Genomic DNA, 20561 nt, shown 5'->3' with positions numbered 1-20561 from the left:
CAGCCATGAGAAAAATAACGTGCTTCACTCAAACTGTATCCGCTTTGCTACTGTGTATGATAACCCAAGCACACGCAGCAATTAAGTCTATTGATGAATTTACTGCCAGTTTTAATTATCATCCCGGTTTTTACGCCTTCTATAGCGATGATTCGAGCGGCAAACTGTACTTAGACATCGACAAACTAGACGCCCCTTTCTTGTTACAGCATAGTTTACCTTATGGTGTAGGTTCGAATGATATCGGCTTAGACCGCGGGCAGTTAGGTGGTACGCACTTAGTTCAGTTTGAACGTTTTGGTGATAAGGTCATGCTGCGTGCTATCAACACGTATTATCGCGCAAGTGCGAATAATATGGCCGAAAAGCAAAGCGTTAAAGAGGCTTTTGCTTCAAGCATTCTACATGGGTTCAACGTGGTTGCAGAAGATAAAGACAGTGTATTGGTTGACTACACGCCTTATCTACTCAGCGATGTGCATGGTGTTTCTCGCACGTTGGCAAATCGTAATCAAGGTAGTTTTAGCTTAGACTCAAGCCGCAGCGCTGTGTTTATGTCGCGTTCAAAGGCATTTGTTAAAAACACAGAACTTGAAGCCGTGTTGACATTCAAAGGGACAAAGCCTGGTGAATATGTACGTCAGGTGAGTGCAGATCCTTATGCGCTTACAGTACATCAGCACCACTCTTTAATTGAGCTGCCTGACGATAACTACCAGCCACGTGCATTTCATCCGCAATCGGGTTATTGGAGTATCGAGCATAAGGACTATTCAGCGCCGCTTGGACAGTCAATGTTTGTGCGTTATATCCCACGCCACCGTTTACAGAAAAAAGACCCAACTGCACAAGTCTCGGAGGCCGTAGAGCCAATTGTTTACTATCTGGATCCTGGCGTACCTGAGCCGGTCAAAACAGCATTACTTGATGGTGCTAAATGGTGGGATCAAGCATTTGAAGCTGCTGGCTACAAAAATGCGTTTCAAGTCAAAGTACTTCCTGATAATGCCGATCCTATGGATATTCGCTATAACGTGATCCAGTGGGTTCATCGTGCTACTCGTGGGTGGTCATACGGCGCGTCGGTGATTGACCCACGTACCGGTGAAATTTTAAAAGGGCACGTGACGCTAGGCTCGCTGCGTGTCCGTCAAGATATTCTTATCGCCGAAGCACTTTCTGCACCATTTGTTGAGGGTAATGAGGTGACTGAGCGACTTCATGCTATGGCGCTAGACCGTATTCGTCAGTTGAGTGCACATGAAATTGGCCACACGTTGGGCATTGCACACAACTTCTCAGCGTCGGTAAAGGATCGCGCGTCAGTCATGGACTATCCTCATCCGCTGGTGGGATTTGAAAATGGCCAACTTGATATTACCAAGGGCTACGCAAAAGGCATGGGCGTGTGGGATACACAAGTGATTAAATATGGTTATAGTGATTTCGCTGGCGCTGATGAAGCCACTGAGCTTGCAGCTATTCTTGCTGAAAATAAGGCGCAAGGGCTTGAGTTTATCTCTGATTCAGACGCCAGAGCACAAGGCGGAGCGCACCCAACGGCACACCTTTGGGATAATGGGGCAGATCCTGCTGCCGAATTACTGCGTGTGTTGGATGTTCGCAAGCAGGCGTTGAATAGCTTTGGTATTCACAGCATTCAAAAAGGAGTTGCTCTGTCGCAGCTAGAGGAGAAACTGGTACCACTGTATCTTTTCCATCGTTATCAAGTTGAAGCTGCAGTAAAATTGATTGGCGGCGTGGATTACGACTATGAAGTTCGCGGTGACGAGGTAATAAAAGGGGCGAAAGTTGTGGCTAAAGAGGCGCAGCAAAATGCGGCCAATGCGCTTTTGAGTACGCTGTCGCCTGCGGCGTTGACTATTCCTGACTCTATTTTGGCGTTAATACCTCCTAAGGCTTACGGTGAGTACAAAACTCGCGAAAGTATTAAAGGGAGAACTGGGCTAACCCTAGATGCGATGGCATTACCAGAAGTCGCCGTACAGCATAGCCTTAACTTGCTGCTTAACCCACAGCGATTAAATCGTCTTGCACAGCAGCACGCACGTGATCCCCAATATTTTGGTACACAGGCACTTTTAGATGCTTTATATCAGCAGGTATTTGCCCAGTCAGGCAGCAAAGGTATGGCTCAAAAGCTACAGCAACGAGTGCAATACCTAAGTGCAACTCAGCTTGTAAAACTGAGTCACAACGATAAAGTCGCACCTGAAGTTCAGGCGCAATTAAAGTTTTATTTAGCAAAAGTTGCGAAAGACTTTAATCAGTCGTCGGTATTTAGCGATGTTGCTTTTGAGCAAGCGTTTAAACATATGCTCGCACAGCAAATCAATCGCTACCTAGATTCAGGAGAGTGGCCTGAAAGCTTTAAAGCGCTTGAAATGCCACCAGGCTCACCGATCTAAACGATCTTGGATTTAAAGAAGGGGTTGGCTACTTTAAGCTTACCTTTACCACTCTATAATAATGGCAAATTAACGCATAAGCGTTCGTTTGCCATGTTAAAAAATAATAAAAATCTTCAGCTACATTTGAACTTATACTAGTTTCTTTCTTAATTTGAAGGAGCAAGTTTGACGCAGCTGGTTTTAAGATTTTATTATTTAAAACAATTGAGTAGAAAGTTTTTCTTATCTGTATGGATGTCGTTACCTTGGTGCTAGCAGGATGCGGTAGCTGTGCTATTGACAAGACTTTCTCGCTTCAAAATAGAGAGCTTAATTAAGCAAGTTGGTATTAAAAACGTACAAAAATCCGTTGATACCTAGTTCCTATTTTGATAACTTTAATTAATGCTATTGAGTCATGTCTTATGAATAATCCACTGCACATTGTATTTTGTAGCAATGGTGACATTATCTTTAGTATTCAATCTAATAAAAATATCAGAATAATTAATTACTAATTCAACAGGAATATTGAAAATGAAACTACATCTAACTAAAAAAAGCATCAAAAACCTATCTCGTGATAATAAAACACTGCCAGTTAAGGCAACTCCGGCAATTGGTGGTGGTTTCGTCACACACAACTGCAACTTGAATTCAATCGACTGTGACAGACCTACGACTTATACATTATCGATTGAAATCTGTAACACTGATAGACCAGAGATGTAATCTCATATTCTTATCTAAAATATAGATAAATTAAAAAGTCACCTAGCTTGAACCGACCCCCAATAGTTGGAGACCAACATTGGGGGTTAATTCAGATGTTAGGTTTTTTATGTCTTTTTGTAGCACTTTGGAGCATTGCTTTACCCCCCCCCCAAAAATCTAATTAAACGTCCCTATATCATCCAAATACCGTGGATGTGTAGCCCATAGCTGCCTATTTCTAAGAATCCTCATTAGCCCTTCAGCAGATGTGTAATGACAAATAAGGTTTTATTTTTTTGCATTATTTTTCTCAATTTAAATCATAAACTGCAAATTGGTAGCAGACATCCAGATTCCCAGCACCTAACTCCTAGCGCCTAACCCCTTTATCGGCCACTTTTTTGATTCCCTCTAATATGGCTTCTGTTGTCCACTCTACCTCATTAAATGGGATGTCAGGTTGATAAAAATCACCATTGCCACGGGCTCTATTTACATAGACTTTATTAGGAATAATGACCTTGCTCAAGCCTGATGGGGTATCAGCCAACCTTACATCCATATAGGTTGAATCTGAGCTACTTGGAGCGCCAAATAACACTGTATTTGAAAACAACTTAAAAGTATCGACAGCACCCAGACAGGCGCTGCCACATTGCCCCGGCACGATCACTATCGCTTTATTTTTAAAGTCACTTTCAGCTAGCTGCTTTAAAGCATTGTTTGCTTGTGGCTTATGCTCTACATAAAATGGCTTTCCAGCCTCTAAAGATGCACGCATACCTACAGACACTGCTTTCACCATTTCATGCATCTCAGGCTGGTCGCGTAATACAGTTATTAACGACTCTACATACTGAGTATTATCTTTTGATGCTCGCCACCACACCTGTGATTTTTCGTCATGTTTATCTTTTCGATAATTAACGATTTGCTGCCCCCATAATTGCTCGGCGATTTTCAAACTCCAATACGTTGAACCACCTTGATTATGACGAAGGTCTAATACCACAGCTGTAGCTGTGAGAAGTTGTTCGCGTTGCCTAGCTAAGTCAGCAAATAGTTGTTGGTAATTTGATTTTTCTGTTTCGTTAGGTGCAAAGGTGGGCATTGCTATCCAGGCTATATCTTCAACAGGCCAATGTAAACCGACCTCCAACTTATCGCCATTGTAAGCATTCACTAGGTGTTGACTAACGCTATCTGGTCGTTCTACCCACTGTAACTGTAGACTGTAAGCCACGCCATTCGATTGCATAAAGTCGCATGTTTTTAATGGTGGTAAAAATGGATTACCGTCGTCGATTAATAATCGCCACCCTTGATTCCACCAATGACCAGGCTGCTCAACTTGACCATGAAACTTAAACAACGTGTTACGCATCAAAGGCTTAATAGGCGTATCATTACAGCGTATGACCTTGTCGCCCTTAGTCACTTTATTATGCTCGCTGTAATACACTTTTAAACCATCACCACGCCAAACCACCGAGAACCCCGGCCAGCGCCTAGGTTGCTTCACCGCCTTTGGTAAAACCGCCACAGCGCCAGCATGACCATCTTGTAAAACAGTATTAAAACGGGCAATTGTGGCCTCATAGCCAGGGGCATCTTTGATCTTTTCAGCAAGCACTAACGCTTGTTGTTTTGCGTTTTCAAGTAACTGCGCAAAGCCAGGATTGTGGCTATCCAATATACCGGGGTGATTAGTAGCAGATTGCTGATAGGCGTAATGGATATCTTGTTTTGCTACGGCTTGCCATTGCAAAGCTGTGCTTGGCAGGTTGTCTGTTGAATTGTTGTCATTTCCAAGCGCATGAGAATTCGCTGCAAGCACAGAAAGGCAACTAGCTAAAGTACCAAGGGAGATGTTAATCGTTTTTTTCATATAAATTCTTTTAATTATTATAATCTGACTCGTGAACCTGAGGTTTGAATAAGGTATTAATTATCCGAAGCTCAGGTTATTTAATAGACCAGTAAACCAAACAAATCGGTAAAATGTAACCTGTTTTTTATGTGATTAGGTTTTAATGCAGCACAAACATTCGAGAAGTAGTGATTTCTTTCACAATGACAAGTGAGATATAGCAGGATAAATCCCGACCTAAAAAATCATCAAAACTGAAGGCTGGTTGCTCAGCTTAGTAACTCCCTTACTACTGCAAAAAAAATCACTCGGCAACATGTCGCGTTCACCATCGTGTTCTGCGGCTATGTCTCCAACTTTACCATGCAAACATACCTCAAGACGTAGCTTGTGGTGTACCTAAATTCTGAATGTCGCGGCTGTCATGAGGTCTGATCTAAGATCGATAATGTGGTTACATAGGAAATTTACGCGACACTTTTAGGACTGAAGTGATAGATATTAAGGGGGCATTAGCAACCATTGACTACACTTTATGCGATTAACCGCTGACGGAAGAATAAATATTACCGATCTATTCACTGAGCAGGTAGAGGGTGTAGCGCAGATGAAAAATGAAAGTTATCGTTCATTTCATGGTGTTTATACCTGTTTGAGAACATTTACCAATAACTTCGGTCTTACTATTATATTGATGTAAATGTAGCCAAATGTCACACTGCGTAAAAGGGTGTGATCTTGCTTTACTTCACATAATGAAGGAGTAAGGTGATGGTAGAGTTTGAAGGAGATCCAAAGATGAAAACACAAATTGCAATACTTGCTTTATTTATGACTCCCTTGTTTGTCAATGCAGGTGAAGTCGCTGTGACTTGGAAGGACTTTAAAGAGTATCGCGATGTTAGGCCAGGTAATGAAACGCGAGGTTCGTTTCATCAACGGGTTGAGAAGCAACTACAGAAACACCTAGAAGAATTAGCGACCAACTTACCCGAGGGTTACAAGCTTGCGATTACTTTTGATGATATAGATCTTGCAGGTGATGTTCATTATGGTACTACTGATATTCGGGTGATTAAACCAATCCATTTCCCCCGTTTTGAAATTAGTTATAAGTTAACTGATAAGTCTGGTAAAACCATCGCAGAGGAAAATGGCGTGACGTTAAAAGATATGTCATTCATGGATAGAATAAAAAGAGGAATGGACGAATCCTTTTATTACGAAAAGCGTCTTTTAACTGACTGGTTTGAAGATGACTTAATGAAGAAAGCTAGTTGAGTTGATCAACAGCTATGGTGATCTTGATGAGAGCGCCGAGACTGGGTGTTCTCATCTTCTTTTAGCTGAATATTAGTAAGTTAGATGAGTCGTTACTACTCGTACTCTATTGTAGTAATTTTTAGTTTTATACCTCAAAATATTTTGCCTACCTCAAATACATGTTACTGTTTCTTGGAGTTGTGAATAGTTCTAATCGTAACTCACTACTTATTTCGTACTTAGGTTGGATGCTTTTATAAGCACCTAAGCTGAACTAAAGTCATAACAATCCAATTGTTACGGTTTTATTATTTTGTTGTGATTTTGTTGACTTTTTTATTTCAGAATGTATATTCTGTTTTTTGAGGAGCCTATGGGAAGAACGCGAGAGTTTAATGTCGATAAAGCATTGGAACAAGCGACAATCCTGTTTTGGAAGCAAGGATATAGGAATACTTCCATGGAACAGTTAGTCACTTGTACTGGTGTCAGTCGGTACGGGTTTTACCAAGAATTTGGTAATAAAAAGGAATTGTTTCAACGCTGTTTGCAGGAGTATTCTCTGCGTAAAATTGGGCCTGGGCTTAAGCGTTTAAGTGCAAGCGATGGCAGCTTGGCAGACTTAACTGCATTTTTTAACTTGTATAGTCAAAACATTGCAGAGCATGGTGCTAATGGCTGCTTGATTTGTAATACGGCCACAGAAGTGGGTGAATCCGACTCTGATATGAATTCAGCGGTGCAACAGGTCTACAGTGCGTTGAGTGCGCAGTTTCGAGATTTCATTGAAAAAGCGCAAGCGCAAGGTGAGATTCGCAAAGAGATTGATGCAAACAGCTTGAGCTTTTGTTTACTTGGCGTGCTTCAAGGTGTAGCCGTGATGGCAAAAGGAGATTTCCATCGTGAAACTCTGAGACATTACTTAACTACGATTTTTGACATGATGGCGCAGAAGTAACGAAAGATAATACGTCGTGATAAAGATTTGAATTGAGTGATCAGTAAAGATTACCCAAAGCGTTTGCTTAATTGCTAGAAGTGATCGTGAAGAAAAGCTTTTAGCTATTTTTTTATTTTATATCAGAATGATTGTTCTGTTATTTAAGGAGAGACAATGGGATCATCGCTAGAAGGAGTTGCTAAGCGACTCGGTGAGTTTGTCACTAGATATAAATACTTGTGTTTACTCTTCAGTATCATGTCTTGTATTGCAATTGGTATTGGGGCAAAAGGGTTAACATTTTCTAATGATTATCGGGCATTTTTTAGTGCTTCAAACCCCGAACTACTGGCTTTTGAAGCTTTTCAGGATAAGTACACCAAGAACGATAATATTCTTATTGTTGTACATCAAAAGGCGGGTAACGGTTTATCCAAACAGCACGCAATGGTGGTTGAACAGCTGACAGAGGCTGCGTGGCAAACACCCTATGCTAGTCGAGTCGACTCTGTGACTAACTTTCAGCATAGTTACGCGGAGGGAGATGAGCTGATAGTTGCGGACTTGATGAAAAACGTCCAGTCATTAAGTGAAGAAGACATTTTACAAAAAGCGGAAATTGCACAACAAGAACCCTTATTAAAACAGCGCTTGATCGCAAATAATGGTAAGACGACAGGTATCAATATTACCGTTCAGTACCCAGGTGAATCACTGACTGAAGTACCGACAGCGGTGAAACATGTTCGCGAAATAGTTGCAAAAGCACAGCAAGAGAATCCTGATTTAGTGTTTGCGCTTTCTGGAATTTCGATGCTAAACAATGCGTTTAGTGAGTCAGGGCAGCAAGATGCCGAAACCCTTACGCCTATCATGTATTTGGTTTTGATCATTGTAATGTACTGTGGATTACGCAGTTTTCCAGGAACTATTGCAGCTGTATCTGTGGTGATTTTCTCAAGTGTTGTGGCTATGGGGGTCAGTGGCTACGCTGGTATTCAATTAACTCCTATTTCGATAACCGCACCAACTATTATTCTAACGCTAGCGATAGCTGACAGCATACACGTTTTGTTGTCTTACTATGCTGCAAGAAAAGCAGGACACGAAAAAAATCACGCGATAGTGGAAAGTTTACGAATTAACTTCGTTCCCGTATCTATAACTAGCTTGACTACAATTGTAGGCTTTTTAACTCTTAACATGTCGGATGCCCCTCCATTTGCAGATTTGGGCAACATTACAGCATTTGGTATTGCTGCTGCTTGGGTATTATCTCTAATTTTACTACCCAGCCTGATCGCCATTTTGCCAGACAAAAAGAGCTATGCAACTCGTACAAGCATGTTATCTCATTACCTAGGTCGTTTTGGTGGTGCTGTAGCGCAGAAGTATCGAGCTATTTTGCTATTTACTGTTGTTGCGATTGCGGCTAGTGCCTACGTGGTCCCCAATATTGATCTCAATGATGAGTTTGTGAAGTACTTCGATCATCGAGTGGAGTTTCGCCGTGATACCGATTTTACCATGGAAAACCTTACTGGTATTTATGTGGTTGAGTTTGATGTTGAAAGTGGCAAAGTAGGCGGGATCAGTGAACCTGAATATCTTACCAATCTGAATCAATTTACACAGTGGCTGAGAATGCAACCAGAGGTGGTTCATGTCTATAGTTACACGGATATTGTTAAGCGTCTCAACAAAAATATGCATCAAGATGATACCGGTATGTATCGTTTACCAGCAGATAGAGAGTTAGCAGCGCAGTATCTTCTGCTTTATGAAATGTCCTTGCCATTTGGGTTAGACCTGACGGATAGGATCAGTATGGATAAATCGGCAACTCGAGTAAGCTTGACTCTAGATAACCTCTCAACTGGCCAGATCCAATCTTTTATCGCTCGTACTGAGGCTTGGTTAGTCGACCATACACCAGATGCTATGCATGCTAAAGCAACCGGTGCGACCGTAATGTTCTCACATATTTTCCAGCGTAACGCAGAAAGCATGCTCAGCGGTAATTTAATTGCCGTTATCGTGATCACCTTGATTATGGTGATGACGCTGAGAAGTATTAAATATGGGATCGCAAGTATTCTACCCAACACAATTCCGATGCTATTCACTTTTGGTATTTGGGCTATATTGGTCGGTCAAGTTGGTGTGGCGGCGGCTACGGTAACTTCAACTTCTTTGGGGATCATTGTTGATAATACCGTGCATTTCCTATCCAAGTATTTACGGGCGAGGCGAGAGCAGGGATTGGACCCAGCAGGTGCGGTGAAGTATGCCTTTGAAACCGTCGGTGAAGCTATTTTACTGACCACATTTATTCTGGCTGGCGGCTTCGCAGTGTTGGCCTATTCAACCTTTATGATCAATGCGCAGATGGGGCTGCTAACTGCACTTGCCATTGTCATGGCACTCATCGTGGACTTTTTATTCTTACCCGCGCTGCTTATGTTACTAGCTAAAAGATCAAAGCAAGCGAGCAAAGCGCCTATTCAAGAAGGAACGAAAAATGAAATCTACAACGTCTAAGTTTTTATCGCATTTAGCAATCGGATTGCTGGTTATACCTTTTGCCAGCAACGCAACGCAAGACAATCTAGGCTACAACATCGCAGCTAAAGCAGATCGTTCAGATCGAGGTTTTGAAGTCAGTGCGGTTGATTTAAAAATGCGTTTGATAGACAAGAAAGGCCAAGAAACTGAACGTTTATTGACCATGAAAACCATGGAAGTGGCAGACGAAGACAAGGGTGACAAAAGCCTTATCATTTTTAACTCTCCTGCAGATGTAAAAGAAACCAAGCTGCTTTCACATGCGCAAATTATAGATGCTGATGATCAGTGGTTATATCTCCCAGCGCTTAAGCGTGTTAAACGGATCTCTTCTGCAAACAAATCGGGACCATTTGTTGGCAGCGAGTTTGCGTTTGAAGATTTTACGGCTCAAGAACTCAATAAGTATAGCTATGAATATGTAGCGGAAGAGGCGTGTGGCGAGCTGACATGTGCGGTGATAGATCGGTTTCCAAAATATGAAAACTCGGGATATACCAAACAACGTGCATTAATAGATACCAAGGATTATCAAGTTAGAAAAATAGACTTCTACGATAGAAAAGGCAGTCATTTAAAAACATTGAGCCTAGATAACTACAAGTTATATCAACAGGCGTACTGGCGTCCGCTTACCATGACAATGGAAAATCACCAGTCGGGCAAAAAGACGATATTAGAGTTTTCAGACTACCAATTTGATATTTCCTTGAGTGCTCGCGACTTTATTAAATCGTCGTTGAAATAGGGGGTGGTATGCGACTCAAGGCGATGCTTGCTGTTGTGCTATCTTGCATTCCATATGCGAAAGCTGAGATGGAATGGCAAAGTAGCACCAGCATTGACCTTAGCACTCGGCAGTATAATGGCTCTCCGATGAGAGCCTCACAACTTGACCGAGAGTTCGATGCTAAATTGATGTGGGAGCTGGATTTTGAAAACCCAAAGATAGGTTTAAGCGGAGGGCTTAAACCTGTATTGAGTGCAGCGAAAAATGAGGGGATAAGGGCATTCGACATTCAAGAAGCATATATCACTCGTTCTTTCTCTCAAGGACAGTTGAATGTTGGTGTAAATACTGTTTTTTGGGGAGTTGCAGAGTCTCGTCATTTGGTTGATATCGTCAATCAAAAGCAGCCGACACGAAATTTGGATAACGAGGCTAAGCTTGGAGAATTACTACTCCATTATCAGCATTTTACTGATAATGGTCATTGGTTTGCCATGTCTTTACCTTATTTTCGTGAGCGTGATTTCGGCCTTCCTGATGACCGCTTGTCGTTGCCACTAGCTGTGACCGATGAGCAATTTGTAGGCCGAGATGCTAATTATAGAGGTAGCTACTTATTAGGTTATCGCGGTGTGCTAGGTGATTGGGATGTCGGAACCTACTACTTCGACGGCATCGACAGGGAGCCCGTTATACGCCCTAATAATAATCAAGAGTTCGATGCCATTTATCGGCGCCTTCAACAAACAGCATTGGACTTACAGTGGACGTCTGAGTACCTGCTTGGGAAGGTTGAAGCGGTACATCGCCATCACCAAATGGGAGGGAAAAGCTGGGCTTATGTAGTCGGTGCCGAATACTACTTTTACGGCATCGCCAATTCCAACAAAGATCTCAGTTTACTCATGGAGTTACATAGAGATACCGAAGAACAGGTGAATCTAAATCGTCTCTATCAAGATGCGACATTTATTGGCATGCGACTCGCGTGGAATGATGTTGATGATACGAGCATGATTACTGGGGTCTTAATCGATAACGATACTGGGGCTCACACCATTAAAACCGAATTTTCGACTAGGCTCTCCAGTCACTTGAGTCTAGCGCTTGAAGCAAACTTGTTTTTAGAGCAAACCCAGCGTGATGCGACCTACGGGTTTAAAGATGATGATTTTATAGAACTTAGGCTGACTTACTACCTTTAAGGAGAAATTATGGTAAGCCAATACGCAGATGTATTGATTATTGGTGGTTCAATGGCGGGGGCTTGCTTGGCAAGACAACTAAAATTGGCTCATCCAGATATGAAAATTACGGTTATAGAGAGAAAGCAGGCGTTTAATAGTTGGGTTGGAGAGTCGACACTGGAGTCTTTTTGGGACTACATGGCAAACGATTTAAAGCTTGGTTTTTATCTTGAAACAAACCACCTATACAAACATGGGCTGCGTTTTTACTTTGATAGTGATAACCGCGATTTAAGTGTGGAAGAACTGAGTGAGCTTGGGCGTAGTTGGTATCATGGCATCCCTGCGCATCAAATTGACCGCGAAAAGTTTGATAACGATATGGTGCAGTTCAATCGTGAACTAGGTGTCGATGTTGTAATGGGCACTACAGTTAATGAAATTAGTCTCGATGCGCAGCAAGGACACACTGTCGTTACCAGCAGTGGTAGCACTTATACTTGTCGTTATTTAGTTGATGCATCTGGCTTTAATTCACCGTTGGGTAAACAGCTTGGATTAATTGAATCACAAAATGATCGCCACCCTGTGAGTTCATACTGGGGAAGGTTTAAGCATATTGAGCTGATTGATCACCTTGGAAGTGATGAGTGGCGTGCTCGATCGAACTTTACGAGTAGAGCACTGGCTACCAATCACTTTATGTATAAAGGATATTGGATTTGGTTAATTCCATTGAATCAAGACACCTTTAGCATAGGGATTACTGCTAAAAATAATGAAGTGAATTTAAATATTCGTTCAGCTGAAGAATTTGAGCAGTTTTTACGCTCTCATCAAGCACTCAATGAAATTCTAGGACAGCACGCTGAATTATTAGATTACACCTCGATGAAGCGACTATCTAGAAAGGCAAAGCAATCCTTTTCTACAGAACGCTGGTTCTTAACTGGAATGTCATCAGCCTTTTTAGATCCCTTGTTATCACCAGGTTCTGCTTACCTAACCGATGCTAACCGCATGATTGGCGAGCTTATTGAGGCGGATATCGCCGAAGATGCAGAAGTGTTTGCTGGTAAAACAAAGGCATTCAATGCGTACCTTCTTTCTTGGTATGAGAGTTTTATGTTGCACATTACAGGTAACTACCATGGTAGTTATGAAGTACATAAAACGCATTTTGAAGCATTACTAATGCATTGGTTTGGTTTTATTTTACCGTCCTCTATGTCTCGTCGTTATGGTTATTGCCCAAGCCTGCATGGAATGAGTCAAGACGAAGTTAATCAAAAAGCTATCGCGATGATAGAAAATGCTGCGATTGCACGCATTCACGTATTAAAAGATGAGTTTATTCAATTAATCAAAGGGTTTGAATACCGCTACAATCGTGGACACTTTTTCGATATTGAACTCACGCGACAACGTATGAAACACGCACATACAAGAGGTGCAATGTTAGACGATGCGGCGATTGCAGAGTTAGATCATGCACTTTTGGAAGTCACCTATCAGGGGTTTTTACGTAGCTTATGTGAAATTCAAAAGGTCGACTTTGACGAAGAAAAAATGCCGATGGTAGTTCAAGCTGCTATCGAAGATAAATTATCACTTACCCATGCTATGCAGCTTTTTCACATATAATAATTAGGCAAAGAAAATGGAAAATTTAGCTATTAAACACCGCATCCAGGATTGTCAAATACAGTCGTTAGCAGAAGATATTATTTCACTAATTTTTGAGCAACGCCGTTTGTTACCTATAGAAGATAACGCACCATTCACTGAGCAGATCGCAGGGCATGTGGAGAGAGTCGAGCAATTCATCGCAAATAACGAACCTATTAATATGGTATTGCCAGCTTTCCCTGCAAAGTCACCAAATAGAACGAAAACACTGGGTTTCTTGCCTGATAAAGGGGAGTTTTATGCATTTGAACGCTTAGTCAATCTCTGTAAACAGATTGAATCTATTTATGAACCAGGTGCAAAAGTAACAATTTGTTCTGATGGTCGTGTTTTTGCCGATATCATTCATGTCACGGATTCACATGTCAGTCAGTACGTAAATACACTACGCCAATACGCGGCTCGTCATTACCCTAACTATTTTGAATTCTTTAATTTAGAAGATGTATTTGACAAAGTTGATGACTTTACTGTACTTCGTGAAGAGCTGATGATCCGCTACGGAGAGAGCTTGTCAGACTTACGTCAACGAGTGAAAAATGAAAAAGAAGCGTCCACGATGTATAAAGGCATAACACGCTTTATGTTGGAGGATTTCTCTGGCATTGAAAAGTTTTCGGATTATAGCCGCACAGCGTTGCAAAAAGTTGCTAAAACAGCTGCCTACCGAGTGATCCAAAGGAGTAATGCATGGAGTCGATTGTTGAAAGATCACTTACCTGAAGCGTTACGCCTATCAATTCACCCTCAATACTTAGTGTCTGAAAAAATTGGTATTTCTTTAGTTTCACAAACTGATGTCTGGACAACGCCATGGCATTCAGTATTGGTGAAAGATAATACAAGTTATCAACTCATGCCGCGTGAACAAGCTGAGAAGTTAGGTTGTGTATTGGTGTTCAACGAAGGCCGTGCAAGCCATTTTGAGCGTATTCATCGAGGAGCGGAGTGATGGATACAATTAAAGCCTTGGATAGCGTTGGAGTTGTCATTGATGCAACTTCTATGGCTTGTCAACGAGTTGAGCGTCTTAATATTGCGTCATTGATCGATGAAATATTTTCTCAAGGACTGGTTGTGCTCAAAGGATTTGAGCCCCTCAATGATACTGATATGGAGTTAGTAGCTAAAGAGATCGGTCCGCTTTTACAGTGGGACTTCGGTTATGTACTTGATTTAAAAATACAAGAGCAACCGCAAAATCATATTTTCAGTGAGGGTAAGGTAGAGCTGCACTGGGACGGAGCATTCGCCTCAGAAGAGCCAAGGTTTAACTTCTTTCAATGCTTGCAGAGTAGTTCCAGCTCCGGTGGTGGAGAGACTACATTTTTGAATACAACACGGTTACTAGAAAGTCTACCGAACGATACCATTGAGCAATGGAAGCAAATTCGGATCCGTTATGAAACGGAAAAGAAAGCCCACTATGGAGGGGTGATTGAAGTTCCTTTAATAAGCCGTCACCCTAAGACAGGCAAGCCTCGCATGCGTTATATTGAACCTTTCAATAAAGATAATATGGCAGTGAATCCAGTTGAGGCACAGGTGATAGGTTTTGATACTTATCAAAGTGACGTCTTTTTGAAAGAAATGAACTCGTTACTTTACTCATCGAACTACTTTTATAAACATAGTTGGAGGAAAGGCGAGTTTGTGTTTGTGGATAATCTAGCTTTATTACATGGACGCAGTCGCTTTGAAGGAAGCGGCTTAAATCGTCATCTAAAACGGGTTCATATTCTATAGTAATGTATTTACTTTCTCATAGCTCACATGGATGTGAGCTTTTTTATCTAAGATTACTAATTGAATAGTGCTAATACTTCCGATAAATCACTGATAATGGCGTCAGGCTCACTTTGTGAAATTGGATTGCCATGATTATAGCCATAGTCAACGGTAACAACTTTACAACCTGCATTTCGTGCAGTTGTCACATCGTTGATGGAGTCACCGACATAAAACCCATCTTGTACTTCGCAATTCATATTATTTACAGAGGTGTATAAAGGCAGTGGATCTGGCTTTTTCTTTTTCAAAGTGTCAGCACACACAATTGTGTCAAACATAGCTTTAATTTCTAAGTGCTCTAATAACTTATGAGTATGTGAAGTATTCTTGTTGGTGACTAAAGCGAGTTTAATTCTTTGCTGATGTAAACTCTGCAGTGTAGCTTTTGCATTAGAGAATAAACTGGATGAGCGTGTAACACAGTCATCGTAAATGGTTTCAAGTAAACGAGTCGCTTCGGCTCTGTCAATATTGGTATTGTTATGGAAGTCTAACGCACGTTCAGTCAGCTTAGTTGTACCATTGCCAATCCAAGTTTTAACAAGGGCAAGTTCAATATCCGGCAAATAGTAATGGTTTAATGTCGTGTTTAAAGCGTAGGCGATATCTTCAGCGGTACTTACTAAAGTACCGTCTAAATCAAAGCCAACCCAAGTCGGGTATGTAAACATGATTTCATTCCTTGTACATTACAGAGGCCCCAAACAACAGAACCTGAATTGATAAATTATTTAAAGGTAGCGAGCAGTTGTAATAGGCTCTGTAGCTTTTTCACAACAAGTGCAAGTTTTTGCTCGTCAATTTCTTCAGTCGTCGATAGACCTTCAACGTCGGCTGCAACATCCAAAACATAAGGTTTAAAGCGCTTGGCTTCAAACGTAAACCCCGCTTCTTCTGTAAATAGTGCTTTAAACTTACCGTGACCTTGCTGCTGCAATTCATCGAGTTTTTTATCCGCATCTAGTGCTTGGCGGTATATGATCTTGAGATTTTCATTGAGTTTTTCGATAACGGCTTGCATGGTCAGTCCTAATCGCCCTACTAAAAGGGCTTATTTTAAGGGTTTCATTTACAAATGTCAGGTGTAAATCTACCCTTTTATAAGTAGTACAAAGGAATTGGAAACTTATCTCGTAATTTATCCTAAAGGTTTAAATTTATACGCCGATAACCAATTTGATCCATCAAAAAGTCAGGTAATCACTTATGAATATTTCCGGAAGTAACCTACCTGCTATGTCTGGAGCGAGCCAAAGTGGTGAAGTGTACAGCGCTGCATTGGCAAAGAAGCAACAGCAAGCAGATGGACAAGCCGCACTTGCGTTAATTGAATCTGCGGGCAGCAGTGCAGCAGCACAAACGCCAGCGAAATCAGTGACAGCAACGTTAGGCAACAACATCAATACATACGCGTAAGCTTATGTCTGATGGCACGTTGTCTTCGGCATGTCCGATAGATATGTGCAAAGCAATCGGTGCTAGGGTCATTAGCACCGATTTTTTGCTATTTTAGTCTAGTAAATTTAAGTCGATCAGCGTTTTACTTGGCTGACCACCAATTTCTCGCACCAATTTAGGCACCAAGAATCCCGGTAGCACTTCTAAAAGTTCAGCCATTATCGCCTTGGCTTCACGCTCTTCTACATTAAAATGACTAGCGCCTTCTACCTTATCGAGTAAATGCAAATAATAAGGCAGTATATCTGCATCGAATAGGGCTTCACTCAATTGGGCCTGAGCCGCAACATCGTTATTAATTCCTTTAAGTAGCACTGCTTGGTTTAGCAAGGTCACATTGGCTTGTTTAAGTTTTTGCATTGCCGCTTTAAAAGTATCATCGATTTCATTTGCATGATTAATGTGATTTACCAAAATCACCTTTAAATGACTGTTTGCTAAACGTTGGCACAATTCCTCGGTTACTCTCGCTGGGATCACTACCGGTAAGCGGCTGTGAATACGTAAACGTTTGATTTGTGGCATAGCCTCTAATTGTTTTAGCACCCAAGCTATCATGTCATCTTTGGCCATCAGCGGATCACCGCCACTTAAGATCACCTCATTGATTTCATGATGGGCGCGCAAATAATCAAATACAGGCTCTAAGGTGCGTTTGTTGACCTGATTATCCTGATAGGGGAAGTGGCGTCGAAAACAGTAGCGGCAGTTGACCGCACAACCGGTTTTGAGCATGAGTAATACCCTAGAACGGTACTTATGTAACAAACCAGGTACAGGTGCGTCTTGTTCTTCGAGTGGATCTTTACTAAATCCCGCTTCAGTTAAATATTCCTGATGTACAGGTAACACTTGTAATAGCAAGGGATCATGACGATCTCCGTGGCGCATTTTAGCGATAAATGGGCGAGGTACTCGCATAGGAAACAAGCGCTTAGCTGCAAAGTCTCGTGCATCAAATTGGTCATGCAACCCCAAGATGTTGAGTAGCTCTTGTGGGTCAGTGACAACATTTGCTAATTCTTTTTGCCAGTTAGTCTGCAAATTTACTTCATTTATTTGTATCATTAGCAGGTTAATTACTCGAATATACGTAGATTAGAGGATACGATGGCGAATTATAGCACCAACGAGTTCAAGGGCGGCCTAAAAATTATGATGGACGGCGAGCCTTGTTCTATCTTAGAAAATGAAATGGTCAAGCCTGGTAAAGGACAAGCGTTTAACCGCGTTAAAATCCGTAAGCTTATCTCAGGTAAAGTACTAGAGAAAACCTTTAAGTCTGGCGACTCAGTGGAAGGCGCAGACGTAATGGATACTGATCTAGCGTATTTATACACTGACGGTGAGTTCTGGCATTTCATGAACAACGAAACATTTGAGCAGATCGCAGCTGATGAAAAAGCAGTGGGTGATAGCGTAAAATGGCTGGTTGAAAATGACGTTTGTACTATCACACTGTGGAATGGTAATCCAATCGCAGTAACACCTCCTAACTTTGTTGAACTTGAGATCACTGAAACCGATCCAGGCCTGAAAGGCGACACTGCGGGTACTGGTGGTAAGCCTGCAACCCTAAGCACAGGTGCTGTTGTTCGTGTTCCTTTGTTCGTTCAAATTGGTGAAGTGATCAAAGTTGATACGCGTAGTGGCGAATACGTAAGCCGCGTAAAATAATAGCGTAAAGCAATTTACGATGTTTTATAAATCCCAGCATGTTGCTGGGATTTTTTTGGAGTAAACAATGACGGTGAACAATTGGCAGCCGAGTGCAACGATAGACACGCTTAGGCAAAGGGCTGCAATTTTAGCGAAGATACGGCACTTTTTTGCGGCTCGTGACGTGATGGAAGTCGACACGCCGAGCCTTTCTCAAGCCTCAGTGACCGATCCTCACTTAGATACTTTCCATACTCGATTTGTTGGCCCAAATCACAGCCAAGGTTTGCCTTTATTTTTACAAACGTCACCTGAGTATGCGATGAAAAGACTACTTGCCGCCGGCAGTGGTGCGATTTTTCAATTGTGTAAGGCTTTTCGTAATGAAGAGTCAGGACGTCATCACAATCCAGAATTTACGATGTTAGAGTGGTATCGTCCGGGCTTTGACGAATTTGACTTAATGGCGGAAATCGATGAGTTGATGCAGATGTTATTGGACTGTCCTGCTAGTGATTCGATGACTTACCAACAAGCCTTTGAGACATACCTTGGATTTGACCCTTTAAGCGTGTCGCTGACGGAATTAAAAGCGCACGCCAACAAATATGGTTATGGTGATATTGCAGCTATCGAGAACAATCCAGATACTTTACTGCAATTGCTATTTTGCATGGAAATTGAGCCTAAAATCGGTCAGCAGCAACCTTGTTTTGTTTATCACTTTCCGGCATCCCAAGCGGCACTGGCAAAACTTAACCCGAAAGACAATCGCGTTGCAGGGCGTTTTGAGCTCTATTATCGCAACATGGAATTGGCTAACGGATTTAACGAATTGACGGATGCGGTAGAGCAAAGAGCGCGTTTTGAGCAAGATAACCAACTCAGAGCTGAGATGGGATTGCATCCTGTGCCGGCCGATGAGCGGTTATTGGCTGCACTTGACGCAGGCATCCCCGATTGTGCTGGCGTTGCACTGGGAGTAGATAGGCTAGTCATGCTGGCGCTAAACAAAGCTAGCATAAGCGAAGTGCTCACATTTGATGTTTCGCGAGCTTAGCGCCGCGAAACAAAACGAGTAAGCTCTTTTTGAGTGGTTTCTGTGAGCTTTTGGGCACTTTGGCATTCAGCTAACGCGCCATCAATTTGTGATTTAGACTGCTGACCCAGTTCGACAATTTGTTGCACTGCTTGATGGGTATGTTTTTGTGTTTCTTCAAGTTGGTGTACCGCACTAACGATTTCTTCTAATTGTGCTTGATTGCGTTCAAAGTCATCACTCATCGAAATAAAGCCTTGAGAGGTATCACTGATGGCTTTCTCTGCTGAGCTTGAATGAGAAATCAATTGCTCTGATTCTTGATTGGTTTCACCGACAAGCACGTTCATTTGATTGATAAAATCGCTGATCTGGCGGGTGGCCGCATTGACCTTGACCGACAGCGCACGAACTTCATCGGCAACCACTGCAAAGCCACGCCCGGCTTCACCTGCTCGAGCTGCTTCAATTGCCGCATTGAGCGCAAGCAAGTTGGTTTGGTCGGAAAACTCTTCAACCATTTTTAGAATGTTGCGAATATTCTCACTATTTTCTTTTAGGCCTGAAACCGTCGATGAAAAGTTACCTAGTAGCGTGGTGATTTGTTTTACTTCAGCGACAAGCTTAGTTAACGACTGTGATGAACCGCGAACAAAATGCAAGCTTTCGGTATTGGCCTGATAAACCTGATCGGTATTGTGCACAATACTTTGTAAACTGTGGCTGACCTGATCGGAAGCTGCAATAATTGTGTCACCTTGGCTCAGCTGCTGCTGTCCATACTTTGCGGTACTTTGCATGGAATTGGTGATATCGCGGTTGCTTTGTGTTGCCGCAGCAGCACTTTCATATGTTTTTTCCAAAAGGACACTAAGGTGGGTGGTAAAGGCGTTGTACTGCTCGCTTAAATCTCTAAATTCGTCATAAGTGAATTGTGGCAGCTTTGCATCTAGGTTACCGTCTTGGCGGTTAACACGTTCCAGTGACTCTTTCATCGCTTGTACAGGTCGCACGATTAAAAAGCGCATATAAAAGACGGTAAATGCAAATGCAGCAATAATCACAAAAGTGATCAGCCAAAACAGCCCCATATTCGCGCCAGATTGGGATAGCTCCGAATACAGCCAAAATAAACTAATTGCTTGAAAGAGAAGCAAAAAACCTAAATTGCCAACGATTTTGCGTGTTAGGGTAAAGAAAAACGTCTCTTCTAAAAAATTATAAATGCGCATATATAAACTCATA

Annotated in this window: 18 protein-coding genes; 13 read left to right on the top strand and 5 right to left on the bottom strand. The window is 41.9% G+C overall.

From position 1 onward, the window contains the following. The first annotated feature begins 5 nt into the window (after nucleotides 1-5). Together DS891_RS17160 and DS891_RS17155 are read left to right on the top strand one after the other, a co-directional pair. A complete protein-coding gene (locus DS891_RS17160) occupies nucleotides 6-2429 on the top strand; it encodes a zinc-dependent metalloprotease (protein ID WP_174170464.1) in 2424 nt (807 codons plus the stop codon). Nucleotides 2430-2948: 519 nt separating this feature from the next. After that, nucleotides 2949-3143: a hypothetical protein gene (locus tag DS891_RS17155; protein WP_010605848.1), complete on the top strand. Its 195-nt coding sequence runs from the start codon at nucleotides 2949-2951 to the stop codon at nucleotides 3141-3143. A gap of 352 nt (nucleotides 3144-3495) precedes the next feature. Here the strand turns inward: DS891_RS17155 and DS891_RS17150 are convergent, their stop codons facing one another. Beyond that, the gene (locus DS891_RS17150; protein WP_174170463.1) at nucleotides 3496-5013 is read right to left on the bottom strand and encodes a S41 family peptidase; all 1518 of its coding nucleotides are present in this window, start codon (nucleotides 5011-5013) and stop codon (nucleotides 3496-3498) included. 753 nt (nucleotides 5014-5766) lie between these two features. On the opposite strand from DS891_RS17150, the gene DS891_RS17145 reads away from it, so the two are divergent. The 8 genes from DS891_RS17145 (at nucleotide 5767) to DS891_RS17110 (ending at nucleotide 15115) form a co-directional block, all read left to right on the top strand. After that, nucleotides 5767-6276 (top strand): DUF3016 domain-containing protein, encoded by a 510-nt coding sequence (locus tag DS891_RS17145; RefSeq protein WP_010605846.1) that lies wholly within the window; start codon nucleotides 5767-5769, stop codon nucleotides 6274-6276. 355 nt (nucleotides 6277-6631) lie between these two features. After that, on the top strand, nucleotides 6632-7216 hold the full coding sequence (locus DS891_RS17140; protein ID WP_158299096.1) for a TetR/AcrR family transcriptional regulator: 585 nt from the start codon (nucleotides 6632-6634) through the stop codon (nucleotides 7214-7216). A 156-nt stretch (nucleotides 7217-7372) separates the two neighbouring features. Next, a complete protein-coding gene (locus DS891_RS17135) occupies nucleotides 7373-9739 on the top strand; it encodes an RND family transporter (RefSeq protein ID WP_010605844.1) in 2367 nt (788 codons plus the stop codon). Continuing rightward, on the top strand, nucleotides 9720-10511 hold the full coding sequence (locus tag DS891_RS17130) for an outer membrane lipoprotein-sorting protein (RefSeq protein ID WP_010605843.1): 792 nt from the start codon (nucleotides 9720-9722) through the stop codon (nucleotides 10509-10511). The genes DS891_RS17135 and DS891_RS17130 overlap by 20 nt, the downstream gene beginning before the upstream one ends. 8 nt (nucleotides 10512-10519) lie before the next feature. Beyond that, nucleotides 10520-11698: a hypothetical protein gene (locus tag DS891_RS17125; protein WP_174170462.1), complete on the top strand. Its 1179-nt coding sequence runs from the start codon at nucleotides 10520-10522 to the stop codon at nucleotides 11696-11698. A gap of 9 nt (nucleotides 11699-11707) precedes the next feature. Next, nucleotides 11708-13324, top strand: a complete 1617-nt coding sequence (locus DS891_RS17120) for an NAD(P)/FAD-dependent oxidoreductase (RefSeq protein WP_174170461.1) — start codon at nucleotides 11708-11710, stop codon at nucleotides 13322-13324. Between the two features lie 16 nt (nucleotides 13325-13340). After that, complete coding sequence (locus DS891_RS17115) at nucleotides 13341-14321, top strand: L-tyrosine/L-tryptophan isonitrile synthase family protein (protein WP_010605840.1); 981 nt, start codon at nucleotides 13341-13343, stop codon at nucleotides 14319-14321. Continuing rightward, nucleotides 14321-15115, top strand: a complete 795-nt coding sequence (locus DS891_RS17110; RefSeq protein ID WP_010605839.1) for a TauD/TfdA family dioxygenase — start codon at nucleotides 14321-14323, stop codon at nucleotides 15113-15115. Before DS891_RS17115 ends, DS891_RS17110 begins: the two co-directional genes overlap by 1 nt. 56 nt (nucleotides 15116-15171) lie before the next feature. On the opposite strand, the gene gph is transcribed toward DS891_RS17110, so the two are convergent. Both gph and DS891_RS17100 read right to left on the bottom strand, forming a co-directional pair. Continuing rightward, nucleotides 15172-15831 (bottom strand): phosphoglycolate phosphatase, encoded by a 660-nt coding sequence (gph, locus tag DS891_RS17105; protein ID WP_174170460.1) that lies wholly within the window; start codon nucleotides 15829-15831, stop codon nucleotides 15172-15174. A 56-nt stretch (nucleotides 15832-15887) separates the two neighbouring features. Beyond that, the gene (locus DS891_RS17100; protein ID WP_010605837.1) at nucleotides 15888-16181 is read right to left on the bottom strand and encodes a hypothetical protein; all 294 of its coding nucleotides are present in this window, start codon (nucleotides 16179-16181) and stop codon (nucleotides 15888-15890) included. 185 nt (nucleotides 16182-16366) lie between these two features. On the opposite strand from DS891_RS17100, the gene DS891_RS17095 reads away from it, so the two are divergent. Next, a complete protein-coding gene (locus DS891_RS17095; RefSeq protein ID WP_010605836.1) occupies nucleotides 16367-16576 on the top strand; it encodes a hypothetical protein in 210 nt (69 codons plus the stop codon). Nucleotides 16577-16669: 93 nt separating this feature from the next. On the opposite strand, the gene epmB is transcribed toward DS891_RS17095, so the two are convergent. After that, a complete protein-coding gene (epmB, locus tag DS891_RS17090) occupies nucleotides 16670-17686 on the bottom strand; it encodes an EF-P beta-lysylation protein EpmB (protein WP_174170459.1) in 1017 nt (338 codons plus the stop codon). 42 nt (nucleotides 17687-17728) lie between these two features. On the opposite strand from epmB, the gene efp reads away from it, so the two are divergent. Both efp and epmA read left to right on the top strand, forming a co-directional pair. Then, complete coding sequence (efp, locus tag DS891_RS17085) at nucleotides 17729-18295, top strand: elongation factor P (protein WP_010605834.1); 567 nt, start codon at nucleotides 17729-17731, stop codon at nucleotides 18293-18295. 67 nt (nucleotides 18296-18362) lie between these two features. Continuing rightward, on the top strand, nucleotides 18363-19337 hold the full coding sequence (gene epmA / locus DS891_RS17080; RefSeq protein ID WP_174170458.1) for an elongation factor P--(R)-beta-lysine ligase: 975 nt from the start codon (nucleotides 18363-18365) through the stop codon (nucleotides 19335-19337). On the opposite strand, the gene DS891_RS17075 is transcribed toward epmA, so the two are convergent. Beyond that, the gene (locus DS891_RS17075) at nucleotides 19334-20548 is read right to left on the bottom strand and encodes a methyl-accepting chemotaxis protein (RefSeq protein ID WP_254605919.1); all 1215 of its coding nucleotides are present in this window, start codon (nucleotides 20546-20548) and stop codon (nucleotides 19334-19336) included. The two genes, epmA and DS891_RS17075, sit on opposite strands and share 4 nt — an antisense overlap. Nucleotides 20549-20561 lie beyond the last annotated feature (13 nt).

The sequence above is a fragment of the Pseudoalteromonas sp. JC28 genome (assembly GCF_013319255.1).
Taxonomy (GTDB): domain Bacteria; phylum Pseudomonadota; class Gammaproteobacteria; order Enterobacterales; family Alteromonadaceae; genus Pseudoalteromonas.
This window is presented reverse-complemented; position numbering and strand designations above follow the sequence as displayed.

Coding starts and splice junctions, on each gene's coding strand:
- DS891_RS17160 (WP_174170464.1), top strand. CDS start 6: ATGAGAAAAATAACGTGCTTCACTCAAACTGTATCCGCTTTGCTACTG.
- DS891_RS17155 (WP_010605848.1), top strand. CDS start 2,949: ATGAAACTACATCTAACTAAAAAAAGCATCAAAAACCTATCTCGTGAT.
- DS891_RS17150 (WP_174170463.1), bottom strand. CDS start 5,013: ATGAAAAAAACGATTAACATCTCCCTTGGTACTTTAGCTAGTTGCCTT.
- DS891_RS17145 (WP_010605846.1), top strand. CDS start 5,767: ATGGTAGAGTTTGAAGGAGATCCAAAGATGAAAACACAAATTGCAATA.
- DS891_RS17140 (WP_158299096.1), top strand. CDS start 6,632: ATGGGAAGAACGCGAGAGTTTAATGTCGATAAAGCATTGGAACAAGCG.
- DS891_RS17135 (WP_010605844.1), top strand. CDS start 7,373: ATGGGATCATCGCTAGAAGGAGTTGCTAAGCGACTCGGTGAGTTTGTC.
- DS891_RS17130 (WP_010605843.1), top strand. CDS start 9,720: ATGAAATCTACAACGTCTAAGTTTTTATCGCATTTAGCAATCGGATTG.
- DS891_RS17125 (WP_174170462.1), top strand. CDS start 10,520: ATGCGACTCAAGGCGATGCTTGCTGTTGTGCTATCTTGCATTCCATAT.
- DS891_RS17120 (WP_174170461.1), top strand. CDS start 11,708: ATGGTAAGCCAATACGCAGATGTATTGATTATTGGTGGTTCAATGGCG.
- DS891_RS17115 (WP_010605840.1), top strand. CDS start 13,341: ATGGAAAATTTAGCTATTAAACACCGCATCCAGGATTGTCAAATACAG.
- DS891_RS17110 (WP_010605839.1), top strand. CDS start 14,321: ATGGATACAATTAAAGCCTTGGATAGCGTTGGAGTTGTCATTGATGCA.
- gph (WP_174170460.1), bottom strand. CDS start 15,831: ATGTTTACATACCCGACTTGGGTTGGCTTTGATTTAGACGGTACTTTA.
- DS891_RS17100 (WP_010605837.1), bottom strand. CDS start 16,181: ATGCAAGCCGTTATCGAAAAACTCAATGAAAATCTCAAGATCATATAC.
- DS891_RS17095 (WP_010605836.1), top strand. CDS start 16,367: ATGAATATTTCCGGAAGTAACCTACCTGCTATGTCTGGAGCGAGCCAA.
- epmB (WP_174170459.1), bottom strand. CDS start 17,686: ATGATACAAATAAATGAAGTAAATTTGCAGACTAACTGGCAAAAAGAA.
- efp (WP_010605834.1), top strand. CDS start 17,729: ATGGCGAATTATAGCACCAACGAGTTCAAGGGCGGCCTAAAAATTATG.
- epmA (WP_174170458.1), top strand. CDS start 18,363: ATGACGGTGAACAATTGGCAGCCGAGTGCAACGATAGACACGCTTAGG.
- DS891_RS17075 (WP_254605919.1), bottom strand. CDS start 20,548: ATGCGCATTTATAATTTTTTAGAAGAGACGTTTTTCTTTACCCTAACA.